Consider the following 12,762-nt stretch of genomic DNA (forward strand, 5'->3'; position numbering starts at 1 on the left):
TTGTGGGAAGATCTGTTATGGCGATCATAAATCAGACGATTATCAGAAATGCTACAATTCTGACCATGTGCGCGCAGCATGGAAGTCGCCCAGTTAAAGGCGACATTCTGATTGAGAATAGTCGGATTTCAGCAATTGGCAACGATCTTGCCGCAAAGCCCGATGCCGTTGTTATTGACGGAAAGGACCGGCTCGTTATGCCGGGGCTTATCAATGCGCATACCCATTCAAGCGAGACATTCTTCCGTGGCCGATATGAAGGCATGCCGCTCGAAATCTGGCTGCTTTACGCCTATCCGCTATTGATGGGGCCGGCCATTGGCCAGCGACTGCTTTATCTGCGCAGTATGCTTCTGGCGATGGAATCTTTGCGCAATGGTGTCACCACCTTGTGCGATGATTTTTTCGACCCGCCTGCACATGATCTTTCACGGCTTTCAACGGTGTTCAAAGCCTATAAGGATGCCGGTATCCGTGCGAATGTATCGAGCGCTGCGATGAATATTCATACGCTGGGTGCACTGCCCTATGCGCGCGAAGTCATGCCGCAAGAATTGCAGGATGCGCTTGATTTCGGTCCGGCCATGTCGGCGGATGCCTATATGGATTATTGCCGCTCGGCTTTCTCATCCCTGCACGGCACGGCGGGCCGCATTAATTTCATGATTGCACCATCCGCACCGCAGCGCTGCACGCCGGAACTGCTTCAGGCATGTCATGAACTGGCTGTTAAAATGGGCGTGCCATTACACACGCATGTACTGGAAACCAAGACACAGGCCGTAACCGGCCCCGAACTCTACGGCAAAAGCCTGATCGGCTATATGCATGACCTGGGGGTTCTCTCACGCAATACCACGATTGCCCATTCTGTTTGGGTCAGCGAAGAAGACATTGAAAAGATGGGCGAAGCGCGTTGTTCTGTTGCGCATAATGCTATTTCCAACCAGAAGCTGGGTGCAGGCATTGCACCCGTTCGTCAATTAATGGATGCAGGTGTTGCGATTGGTTTGGGAACCGATGGTGTTTCCTCAAACGATACGGCGCGCATCTTTGATGTGATGCGGGTGGCAGGGCTGATCCACAGCGTATCCGGTCCCGATTACACGCAATGGATCAGGGCTGATGAAATATTGAACATGGCGACAATTGGCGGTGCGCATAGCGCGATGCTTGAAAACGTTACCGGATCGCTCGAAACTGGCAAGGCCGCTGATCTGCTGATCATAGACCTCACAACGCTGAGCTTTACCCCGCTCAACGATATAGCCAAGCACCTTGTCTATTCCGAGAATGGCTCGTCAATTGAGACGGTCATGGTTGCTGGCGAAATCGTTGTTGATAGGGGCACTATGCGCACAATTGATGAAGCCGCTATTCTGGCTGAAATCCGTGAACTTGTTCCCGCCCATCTTGCTGAACACGCGGAGTTAGAGCAACGAAATTCCGCGTTTTATTCAACAATGGCGGAGATTCACAGTCGTGCCACTGCAGCAGAAATCGCTATGAACCGCTATGTGGCAGTATAACTCTTCATGTTAACCTCAGAGCAGAATCAATGAGATAACAGAACCTTCAAGTTACGAGGAATCTTAAGACCTTATACACCCGCGCAGATTTCAGCCTGACTTGTCGGGACCTGCCCGACTTCAAAGTTATAGGCTCTCAAGCCATGTTCATCGAGTTTGATAACGCAGTAACATGGTAAGCCGCCGGTCCACCATGGATTAGACAAATCCAGTTCCGTTATAAACCGATGCGAACAGGCCTGATCTTTAATATAGGCTATGCCTTGCGCAGTCGTTCCGGCCAATGGCACATGAATATGCCCAAAGATGATATGTTTTACAGGCACTGTTACTTTAACCTGAGTGCAGACGCGTTTAGATAATAAACGTCATTATTAGGTGAATTTCAGGCACGCGATTTCACACCACATGTTGGTTGCGGCTTTGTGTAATTCACGATAATTGGCAGAACTCAATTTGTGGCGTGGAAAGTAATCCATGTTGTAAATCGGGTCGTGAATAGATGCGAATTTTTGTACATGTCGCGCTGATTTGAAACGCTTCAGGTATTGCCATTTGTGGAAAGCCGCTGAATTGCAAGTGTTTTCTTGGGCCTGTCGTAAATTTTCTTGATTAACGAGCTGTTCACCAAGCCTGGGGAAATTGCGCTCCCGATGTAACGGAGCATAAACATGATTCTGAATGCCATTACTGAGAAGCTGAAGCGCCAGTCGAAGGACGATTTCAAGGGGCGGAATTTCGAGGCATGGCTCATCGTGCAGGCAGTGACATGGTATCTGCGGTATCCGCTCAACTATAGAGATCTTGAGGAGATGTTCCGCGAGCGCGGCTTCGAGGTCGATCATAGTACAATCAACCGCTGGGTCCTCGCCTAAGCACCTGTCATCGAGAAGCGCCTACGCCAGTTTCGCCGACCGCACTTTGGCTCAGTCAGGATTGACGAGACCTACGTCAAGATCCGCGGCAAGTGGCGATACCTATACCGCGCCATCGACAAGCACGGAAATCCGATCGACTTTTTGCTTACCGCGAAGCGCGATCTCGCCGCCGCCAAGCGCTTCTTCCGTAAGATGCTCAAAGATGAGCCGCTGCTGTCGCCGGGCAAGGTCGGTACCGATGGCGCAAACACGTTTCCGTCAACGATCAAGGCGGCAGTTGATGCCGGGCTTTTGCATCCAGACCCGGTACACTATGTCACCAAGCATCTCCAGCAAGGCATAGAGAGTGACCACTTCCGCGTGAAGAAGAACATGGCCAAGATCGGCGGATTCCAGTCCTTCAAGACGGCGCGTCGGACGATCGCTGGGTTCGAAGCGACGTTGTGGCTGCGGAAAGGCTTCGACTTTTCCGGCGAGTGGACCGTCAACGATCAGAATGACCTGCTCGCGCGCCTCTTCGGACTTCAAAAGGTTAACAAAGCATGAAAATGCGACCGATCACGGGGTGGCTTTGACCTTCTCAACAATTTGCGACAAGCCCGCAGACACGCCAAAGATGGTTTAGGCCAGAATGGATATTGTGTCGCTGACAATGCTATGCAGGTTGCGGTTTGTTTGAATCTTTCAATCGCTGTTCAGATACTGTTTTGAGTGCGCTTAACAGCTGCCCTTCCTCGTAAGGTTTTGAGAGGATCAACGCCGATTTGTCATCGAGAACTTTATTGGGGTCCCCTGTTGTATAAATCACCTTTAATTCTGGAAGAAGGCTGCGCGCTTCTGCTGCCAGTTCGGGACCGGACGCGCCTGGTAGATTTATATCAGTGACCAAGACGTCGATGACCATCGTTTCCAGCGCAGTTTTTGCTTCTTCTGCACTTCCTGCGTCGACCACAATAAATTCTGCATCCTGCAAAATGTCAGCTGTATTCATACGAATAAGCGGTTCATCTTCCACAAGCAGAATTGTGAGACGGTCACGCGTGTCAGGCTTCTCCAACGTCTTGGCAGGTAGCGATGTATTTGGCTCCGCAGGGATATTTTGATATTGCTTTTTCTGGCTATTATTGGCGATCACATGGCGGAATTTTCGTGCCAGAGCATCACGCGTATAAGGCTTTGACAAAAGCTCGATACCGGCATCAAGTTTACCACCATGAACAATTGAATTCTCTGTGTAGCCAGACGTGAACAGAACTGCGATGTCCGGCAAACGTTCTTTAGCCTTACGAGCGAGTTCAGGGCTCTTCAGTTTTCCAGGCATGACAACATCTGTAAACAGAATGTCGATGGGTACGCCGCTATCAATAACAGTCAGCGCACTATCTGCATCTACAGCCTTGAGAACGCGATAACCCAGATCGGCCAGCAGGGCGATTACGGTTTCTCGAACCTCATCATCGTCTTCCACCACCAAAACCGTTTCTGTGCCACCAATGATCGGTCCGTTATCGGTAACGACCTCAATATCTTCCGCTTCATGCGCTCGGGGGAGATAAAGCTTTACTGTGGTACCGTGCGAGAGTTCAGAATAGATTTTAACATGGCCACCCGATTGCTTGACAAAGCCATAGACCATAGAGAGGCCAAGCCCTGAGCCTTTCCCTTCTGGTTTCGTAGAAAAGAAGGGATCAAATACTTTTTCGATAATCTCGAGTGACATGCCCGATCCTGTATCGCTGACAGCCAGCATGACATACTGGCCTGGGACGACCTCGTCATGAGCGCGCGCATAATTATCATCGAGGTGGGTGTTTGCCAGTTCGATCGTTAATTTACCGCGTCCATTCATAGCATCCCGCGCATTGATCGCAAGGTTCAGAAGCGCGTTTTCCATCTGGTTAGTGTCGATGAACGTATTCCAGAGACCACCACCAAAAACAGTTTCAACCTCAATAGCTTCCCCTATCGCGCGTCGGATCATGTCATCCATGCCCGCCACAAAGCGACTGATATTGACCACCTTCGGTTCGAGAGCTTGACGGCGGCCAAACGCCAGCAACTGGCTTGCAAGTTTAGAACCGCGCGCTACACCTGCAAGCGCATTTGTTATCCTCGCTTGAGCACGTTCGTTGCCTGCAACATCTTTTGAAAGCAGCTGGAGATTGCCAGAGACAACCTGTAGCAGATTGTTAAAGTCATGCGCTACGCCGCCGGTCAGCTTGCCGATGGTCTCAAGCTTTTGCGCTTGCGCCAGACGGGTCTCTGCTTGACGCCGCTCAGCGATCTCTGCAATCACACGGCTCTCAAGCTGTTCGTTGAGTTCACGCAACTGATTTTCAAATGCTTCACGCTGACGAACTTCACTCGCTAGGGCCTCAGCCTGTTGGCGAAGCGCTGCTTCTGCAGCACGCTGATGCGTGATGTCGGTATGAACACCCACCCATTCGCTGATGTCGCCCTCATCGTTCAGAATTGGAAGTGCGCGGATTGCGAAGCGGCGCCATTGTCCATCATGTCGTCTGACCCGATGTTCATGGATAAACATTGTTTTGTTTATGACTGCTTGTTTCCAGTCTTCAAGCGACGCTTCGGCATCGTCAGGATGAATAGCATCGATCCACCCATATCCCTGATATTCAGCCGGACTTTGACCCGTTAAAGCTGCCCAGCCTCGCTGATCATCTGACATCCTGCCATCTGCAGTGTTTGTCCAAAGCACACCATGAACCGCATCCATGGCCGTGCGAAATCGCGTATTACTTTCGAGCAACTGCGCTTCGCGTAGCGCGCGCTCACCGATATCAATACCAAGAATATGCACCCCGGGAATCGTACCGTCGCTCCTGACATCGGGCATATAGCGCAGCTCTACACGTCTAGCTTCGCCGTCTCTGTGTGAGAGAGTGGTTTCCACAATGATCGATTGGCCTGACAACGCTTTTTCTAAGTCGGGTTGCCGTTTAAGGTAAGCTTGTTGCCCAATGATTTCCGCAACCGGTTTGCCAATCATTTCATAAGGCGATGTACCAAACCAATCCTGATAAGCGGCATTGGCAAAGCGATAGGTATGATCCCTATCAACATAAGAAATGAGGATTGGGATCGCATCGCTGACGCGGCGAAGTTCTGTCTCACTTTCAAGCAGTTTCTTCTGCAACGCGGCCCGTTCACTGTTGTCGACAACCGTACACATCACGCCTTCGACATGCCCTTCAGAGGAGTAAACAGGCGTATAATAGAGATCAAAAATAAAATTCTCGGACTTCCCGTCGCGGATAAGACGCATCGGTTGGTCTTTGAAAGATTGCAATTCACCCTTCTGAGCCGCTTCAATCATGGATTTATTCCAATCCCACACTTCCGGCCAGACCAGAGAAACATCCTGACCCAGCGCGGCGGGATGCTTGTCGGCAGCGATAAGCATATAGGCATCGTTATAAATCATCACGTTGGAGGGCCCCCACATCAGGACCTTTGCAACGGGCGAGTTGACGATATTTGCGACCGTCGTGCGCAGTTCGACAGACCAGTTCTCGATGGCACCAAGCGGAGTGCTCGACCAGTCAATTCCGCGTATAACTGAACCGCAAGCACCACCACCGATTGGCCATTGTGAGAGTTCCAAAGAGGTTTGCATCTGATTTGTCATTAAAGTTTTCCATGGAACGGTCATGAATTGATGAGCGCGACAGCTGTGATGGATATAGTAAAGAGCATTAGACCAAAACTAATTTATAGACATTCGTGAAATTAGCTTTGGTGTGGCCTACGGCGATTTTGCGGCTCTCTTTCTAGAAATCGAGACAAAGGCTACGCCAATTCAGATACGCAAAAAAACTCACTGCATCAAGCAGTGAGTTTTTATAATTATGTGTCTCCAATCAGGCTTTATCGACCACATTTTTTACCGCGTCCTTTGCCTTGCCTTTGGCCTGCTGTGCATCGCCTTTGGCCTCCTGGGCAAGCCCCTTAGCCTGCATCTCTTTGTTATCAATTGCTTTGCCAATCGTTTGCTTGGCTTTTCCAGCGAGTTCGTTGGCCTTGCCTGAAACCTTGTCTGAGGTACTACCCATGCGAATTAGCTCCCTGTAGTATTTTGTTTAATTCCAACAAATTAACGATGATGGGCCGAATAGGTTCCAAGGTAATCATCAATTTTACCACCACAACGATCAGAACTCATATTTAATGAAATGCCAGATACCTTACGAACACGCTCGCTCTGTTGCTAGCTTTCTGATCGGTATTGGCAAGTTGTTTGAGCCTCTCGTTTGGGGTGTCAAAACGCGATAAAATTACCCACCCCCTTTCCCCGGTTGAAGGGGTTTCGTTTTCCGCGAGAAATTGTTGCCGACGCGGTCTGGACGTATAACCGATTTGCGTTAAGCACTGCCGATGTGGAAGATCTTCTCGCTGGCGTGGCGTGTTTGGCAGCCTGGAAACCGTTCGCGTCTGGATTAATCGCTTTGGTCGCCATTTTGCCCACTGTATCCGCAGCGGCCGATCAAAGCTAAACGAAAAGTGGCACTTTGATGATATTGTCATCATGATCGGCGGAAAGAATTTCTGGCTTTAGCGTGCAATTGATGCAAACGGCGATGTTCTTGAAATTCTGGTTCAAACGCGCCGCAACATCAAGGTTGCCAAGCGCTTTTTCTCCAGATTGGCGAGAGCCTGACTCATAATGAATATAGTTATATCAGGCTCTTGCGATGCGCCGGGTGAGCAGGCGGATGTTTGCGATGTAGACCCAGGCTTCAGCAGACGCGACAGTTTTTGGAAATCTTTGGCCAATCTACGGCAACGTCCCAGCCATGCAAACGTCCGCTCGACCACCCATCGGCGTGGTAAGAGTTTGAAGCCCTCAGCGTGATCGGATCGTTTGACGATTTCCAGCGTAAATTTTCCGACCTTTTCCAACCTGTCTTTGAGCTTGGGTCCCGCGTATCCACCATCAGCAAAGATATGCCGTAACCACGGCCAGCGTTTGAGGATGGTTTTCAAGACATCAGGTGCACTATCTCTGTCTTGAATGCCCGCAGAATGGATCACCAGACCAACCATCAAGCCGAGGGTATCAACCACAATATGACGCTTGCGACCGTTGATCTTTTTTCCCGCGTCAAAGCCCCGTATTCCGCCACTTTCCGTGGTTTTTACTGACTGGCTATCGATCACGCCAGCGGTAGGGCTGGGCTGCTTTCCGGTCAACTCGCGTGCTGTCATCACGAGCGCGTTGTTGATCGTGCGCAGCATCCCTTCATCTCGCCATCGATAGAAATACTTTTGCACCGGGAAAATGGTGGGAAGTCCGTGGGCAAAAGCCGCCATGCGCCACCTGATGAAGCAATATAAAGCAACGCATTTACCACCTCTCGCAAATCCGTCTTGCGAGGGCGTCCGAGACGGCCCGGTGCAGGCATCATCCGTTCGATGACAGTCCATTCCGCATCCGTTAAATCGCTTGCATAACGTGCGTTGCGTCGTCCATATTGTGGCCGAGCGGTTGCAGTCCAGGCCATCATGATCTCCATCGAATGTAAGCTATCCGATTGAATCATAACCTACTGAAATCGCTCAAACCTTTTTGGAACAGGCTCTTAAACTCGCATTGTTTTGCGGTATGCCTGCATCGGATTTCAACCAGTTAAATGAACAGAATTAGATGCTCTTTGATACTCGACTAAGGCTAAAGCGGTTTCCAATGATGTCTCGTGGCTGTACTAGGTGTGTTATATCAGCAATCTGACGGGTTTTACACATGCGCCTTCAGTCTCCATGGACTCCTCGTATTTCAGACAATGGCAATACCCCAGCAAACAGACTGCTGGAAGCTTTGGCAGAAGACATTCTCTCGGGGCAGTTGCTTGGCGGTGACAGACTTCCTGCCCATAGAGATTTAGCCTGGAAACTGAACATCGGAGTAGGCACAGTTACGAAAGCGTATGCGATGCTTGAGCGGCGCGGATTGGCGCGCAGTATTAAGGGCAGTGGTACATTCGTTGCTGTCTTTGAATCACGAAAGGGCCCTGCAATTGATTTCTCGGTTAATCGATTGCCCGTTATGTTAAGTGACAGATTGTTGGCTGGTACACTTTCTGCGATCTCCAGAAAAATAAATTCGGCCCACGTTAATCTTTATCCCCCACCAGCAGGCCATGATGAGCATCGACGTCTGCTGGCACGCTGGCTCGAAAGCCTGAGTATTGAGGCGGAAGCAAAGAGGATCATATTAGCTGGAAGCGGGCAGCAGGCACTATGGCTTGCTTTCGATATTCTGTGCGGCGGCAATGGTTTGATTGTCACAGAACGTCTCAGCTACTCGGGCGCTATTGCACTTGCGCGCTATCGTGGCCATCCAATGCGGAGCGTTAATATTGATGACCAGGGTATGGTGCCGGATGATCTCGATCGGGTGCTGTGCGAAGAAGAGAACAGCGGGCGTCGTCGCCTTGTTTATCTGACCCCCACGCTCCATAATCCTACGACGATTTCAATGGGAGCAAACCGACGAAAGGAAATTGTGGACGTCTGCAACAAGCGAAACGTCCCAATTGTTGAAGATGGTGTCTATACATTGGGTTCCTCTCCCAATCTTCCTCCACTCGTCACCCTGGCACCGGATCGCGTCTTTCATGTAACGAGCCTCTCCAAGTCACTCAGCCCAGGATTGCGACTGGGCGTCCTGGTGTTGCCTTCTGGCTGGGAGGAATATGCTGAGGAAGCCTTGCGTGCGCTGCCACTGTCTTCTTCGCCAGTAGACTATGCTCTTCTCGAAGAGTGGTTTACCAGCGGTGTTATGGAAACAGTGAGGGGTACCTTGCGTGCCGAGGCGCGGCAAAGGGCAAAACTGGCCCGGTCATTCTTCGATAACAGAACAATCATGACGGATGATTGTGCTTTTCATGCGTGGCTGCCAATGTCTCATACGGAAGCCGAAGCCTTCGAAAAGGCAGCGGCAACGCTTGGCGTTGTTGTTACAGAGCCGGACGCCGTGCGCGCTGATCGCAATGATAATGCGACGGGTATCCGGCTTTGTCTGGGAGGTCTCGGTATGGAAGACCTAACTACGGGTCTAACGTTACTCTCGCGGTTGAAAACAGGGGAACATTCTTAGAAATCGACGTTACTCTGTAATTACCAACGGCCCTTAAAGCGGTGTCACCATTTGAAACTGGAAGATACCATAACCTCCCTGCCATCTCCATAAAGACACTTTGCAAATTCGCAAACAGCGTATTCTTTGTTGAAAAGGTTTGTGGCATTCAAAGACAAGGTGATGTTTTCGGTCACTTCATAGCGAACCATTGCATCAACAAGCGTGTAGCCGGGTATTGGCTTATTTATGCCTGATGCTCTCGTCGATCCGGTGTATCGTACACCACCTCCAACGGTCAGTCCGTCAATGCCCAACTGAGTTACATCATAAGTCATCCAGATCGCAGCCTGATGATAGGGGGTGTTTTCACTGCGCTGGCCGAGTTCCAAAAGTTCTTCACTCTTGGTGATCCGGGCATCTGTGTACGAATATGAGCCCACCATGGTCAGATAATCAGTCAGCTCGGCTTTGGCCTCAAACTCAAATCCGCGCGCACGCCGCTGGCCGATCTGTGTGAGCTGATCTGCAAGTGTACGGGTGACAATATTGTTTTGATCAAGCTGATAGACGGCTGCGCTGAACAACATATTCGTGCCGGGTGGCTGATAACGAATGCCTGCCTCAATCTGTTCTCCCGTCATAGGTGAGAAATTCATGTCTTCGACATATTCAGACACCGAGATCGGGAAGAAGGATTGCGCATAACTGACATAGGGAGCCAGTCCATTCTCAGCTTCGTAAACCACCCCCGCGCGCCATGTTGTCTTTTCAGAGTTGCGGCTGATTGACAGGTTGTTCGCATGATAGCTGAAATCCTGATCAGCCCAGTCGTGTCTTACGCCAAGCAGTACGTTCCAGCGTTCATCAAAGGTGATTTTGTCTTGTAGATAAATACCGTGTTGTACCGTTGTTGTTTTCGCACCACGGTTACGAGCAGGGTCACGATTAACTGTGAAGCTCGCGCCATAGATTGGATTGTTCAGGTCGATTGATGGAGCAACTGCACGAAAATTATCTGAATCATACGATGTGTCGTAAAAGTCATAACCGACGAGCAATGAATGTGAGAGTGGACCTGTATCTACATCGAATGCAACATTCATATCATGTGTGAAGCCCTTCGCACGATCATGACGGTCGCTGTACTGGCGAGCCAGTATGCCTGTCTGAGCGACCTGATTAACAGCAGCGGCGCTCGTCTGGGCCATCATATAACGCCAGTCCAGATCGGATTCGTAATAGCGTGATTTTGCCGAGAACCGAACATCATTGTCGAAACGATGGGTAAATTCGTAACCCAGCGCACCCATATTAGTTTTCATCCGATCATAGTCCGGCTCGCCAATAAAAGTGTCGCGGCCGAGAATGAATGGGCCATTGCCGATGCCTTCCACAATTTCGTAGGGTAATGCAGCGGGGAAACGTGTGCTGGTCTTCTGGTAGAAACCAAGCACGGTCAGCGATGTGTCTTCATCAGGCTTCCATTCCAAGGCCGGGGCGATATAGATGCGGTCATTGTTCATGTAATCGACGTTGGTGTCGCTGTCGCGACCAAGAAAAGTCAAACGATATGACAATGTGTCGGTGATGGCATCGCTGAAATCTGCAGTAACCTGTTTACGATTATGAAGCCCGCCTTGGACTGAGACTTCACGCAGAGGCTCGGATGTCGGGCGTTTGCTTACGCCGTTCACAAAACCGCCCGGCGAAAGCTGGCCATAGAGAACAGAAGCCGCACCGCGCACAACATCGACGCGTTCAAGACCAAATGGCTCCTGCGTACCATCATAAGAGTTGTTCTGCAGCCTCATCCCGTCGCGTAGCATCCCACCAGTACCCGACTCGACGTCGAATCCACGAATTCTGAACCGGTCGGCGACGCGCGAGAATGGACCGGGCTGTGCCGTGAAACTTGGAGTATAAGCGAGCACGTCAGCAAGAGTTTGCGCTTCGCGATCTTTGATTTCAGTAGCTGAGACTACCGACACTGATTGTGGCGTAAGCAGGATAGGTGTATCCGTTTTCGTGCTGCTGCTGCTGACCTTAGCCACATATCCCTTAACAGGTTCGGTTGAGCTGACATTGTCCTGAACGACTATTGATTGTAGCTGAATTCCAGCATTCATTTCCTGTGCTGAAAGACTGCTGACCGCAAGCGCCATCATCGCGCAAGCGAGTGGAATGCTATATGGCAATGATGACACGTAAGGCAGGCTGCCGATATTCGATTTCAGATGGTTTACCGGCATGGAATTCCCCAATAGCGATGCATGAATTGCTGGAGGCTGGCAGGTCATCGCACAAACATGACAACCATAGTCAACAAAGATATGCTCTGGCTATCATGTGATTCACTTTGAAGAAATTAAAAAAGTGTCACAACACACTTATTGCAGCGCGCTCACTGTCGCGCGGATGATATGACGCGATTGGAAGAGCCTGTCTGAGCCGCTTCTTACAATTGCGCAAGGGGATGTTGGCTATGTTCGAAATGAAGCGAGTGAACGTTTATCGAGGCACTCAGCATATTCTCCATAACATTGATCTGAAAATTCTTCCGGGGTGTTTTACCGCTTTGATCGGGCCGAACGGCTCTGGCAAGTCAACGCTTCTGGGCAGTATGGCGAACACGGTCGCGATACAAAGCGGTCATGTTAAACTCGGATCTAAGCAGCTTGTTTCATATTCAAGACGCGAACTAGCCCGGCAAATGGCATTCTTGCCGCAACATGTGCATACGCCGACCGGAATGAGTGTGCGCGAATTACTGGCACAGGGACGATTTCCGTGGAGAAGCTGGCTCGGTGGCTGGTCAAGTGAAGACGAAGACGCTGTCTCGCGTGCCGTTGCACTTTGCGGCATTGAACAGCTCGTAGACAGACCATTGCAGAGCCTTTCAGGTGGGCAGTTGCAGCGTGCATGGATTGCAATGACTTTGGTTCAGGATACGCCCGTTATCTTGCTCGACGAACCTACGACATTTCTGGACGTTGCAAACCAGTTAAGCCTGCTCGACCTGCTGTCGGTCTTGCGCGATGCGGGGCGTACCGTGGTTGCAATCCTTCACGACCTCAATCAGGCGGCACGTTATGCAGATCAACTTGTCATGCTGAAAGACGGGCAGGTGGTTGCAGAAGGCGCGACGCAGCAGGTCTTCAATGTGCCTAACATCGATAATGTGTTTTCGGTGCGATCAAGAATGCTGGATGATCCGGAAACGGGAATTGCAATGTGCATTGCTTCTTCCTGGGCGTGA

At 50.5% G+C, this 12,762-nt stretch carries 6 protein-coding genes and 3 pseudogenes; 5 read left to right on the forward strand and 4 right to left on the reverse strand.

Features of this window, described 5'->3' with window-relative positions; genetic code table 11:
* The first annotated feature begins 26 nt into the window (after positions 1–26).
* Both U2P60_RS20370 and U2P60_RS20375 read left to right on the forward strand, forming a co-directional pair.
* Positions 27–1,529 carry an amidohydrolase family protein gene (locus U2P60_RS20370; protein WP_413574357.1) on the forward strand — a complete coding sequence of 501 codons (1,503 nt, stop codon included), beginning with the start codon at positions 27–29 and terminating at the stop codon, positions 1,527–1,529.
* Between the two features lie 671 nt (positions 1,530–2,200).
* Positions 2,201–2,953: pseudogene (locus U2P60_RS20375) on the forward strand (IS6 family transposase).
* 109 nt (positions 2,954–3,062) lie between these two features.
* On the opposite strand, the gene U2P60_RS20380 reads toward U2P60_RS20375, so the two are convergent.
* Together U2P60_RS20380 and U2P60_RS20385 are read right to left on the reverse strand one after the other, a co-directional pair.
* On the reverse strand, positions 3,063–6,056 hold the full coding sequence (locus U2P60_RS20380; RefSeq protein WP_413574210.1) for a PAS domain-containing protein: 2,994 nt from the start codon (positions 6,054–6,056) through the stop codon (positions 3,063–3,065).
* Positions 6,057–6,288: 232 nt separating this feature from the next.
* Complete coding sequence (locus U2P60_RS20385; protein ID WP_413574211.1) at positions 6,289–6,480, reverse strand: CsbD family protein; 192 nt, start codon at positions 6,478–6,480, stop codon at positions 6,289–6,291.
* 216 nt (positions 6,481–6,696) lie between these two features.
* On the opposite strand from U2P60_RS20385, the pseudogene U2P60_RS20390 reads away from it, so the two are divergent.
* A pseudogene (locus U2P60_RS20390) lies at positions 6,697–7,073 on the forward strand (IS6 family transposase); the annotation flags it as partial.
* A 33-nt stretch (positions 7,074–7,106) separates the two neighbouring features.
* Here U2P60_RS20390 and U2P60_RS20395 read toward each other — a convergent pair.
* Positions 7,107–7,929 (reverse strand): annotated as a pseudogene (locus U2P60_RS20395) (IS5 family transposase).
* 239 nt (positions 7,930–8,168) lie between these two features.
* Between U2P60_RS20395 and U2P60_RS20400 the strand changes: the two are divergent.
* Entirely contained in the window at positions 8,169–9,524 is a 1,356-nt protein-coding gene (locus tag U2P60_RS20400) for a PLP-dependent aminotransferase family protein (RefSeq protein WP_413574212.1), read from the forward strand.
* 44 nt (positions 9,525–9,568) lie between these two features.
* On the opposite strand, the gene U2P60_RS20405 is transcribed toward U2P60_RS20400, so the two are convergent.
* Complete coding sequence (locus U2P60_RS20405) at positions 9,569–11,755, reverse strand: TonB-dependent siderophore receptor (protein ID WP_413574213.1); 2,187 nt, start codon at positions 11,753–11,755, stop codon at positions 9,569–9,571.
* A 233-nt stretch (positions 11,756–11,988) separates the two neighbouring features.
* On the opposite strand from U2P60_RS20405, the gene U2P60_RS20410 reads away from it, so the two are divergent.
* A complete protein-coding gene (locus tag U2P60_RS20410) occupies positions 11,989–12,762 on the forward strand; it encodes an ABC transporter ATP-binding protein (protein ID WP_413574214.1) in 774 nt (257 codons plus the stop codon).

The organism is Brucella sp. H1_1004, assembly GCF_047308065.1.
In the GTDB taxonomy this organism is placed as follows: domain Bacteria; phylum Pseudomonadota; class Alphaproteobacteria; order Rhizobiales; family Rhizobiaceae; genus Brucella; species Brucella pseudogrignonensis_B.

What these genes read in the sequence shown, in the direction of transcription:
- U2P60_RS20410 (WP_413574214.1), top strand. Translation starts at nt 11,989, where the DNA reads ATGTTCGAAATGAAGCGAGTGAACGTTTATCGAGGCACTCAGCATATT.
- U2P60_RS20385 (WP_413574211.1), bottom strand. Translation starts at nt 6,480, where the DNA reads ATGGGTAGTACCTCAGACAAGGTTTCAGGCAAGGCCAACGAACTCGCT.
- U2P60_RS20400 (WP_413574212.1), top strand. Translation starts at nt 8,169, where the DNA reads ATGCGCCTTCAGTCTCCATGGACTCCTCGTATTTCAGACAATGGCAAT.
- U2P60_RS20405 (WP_413574213.1), bottom strand. Translation starts at nt 11,755, where the DNA reads ATGCCGGTAAACCATCTGAAATCGAATATCGGCAGCCTGCCTTACGTG.
- U2P60_RS20380 (WP_413574210.1), bottom strand. Translation starts at nt 6,056, where the DNA reads ATGACAAATCAGATGCAAACCTCTTTGGAACTCTCACAATGGCCAATC.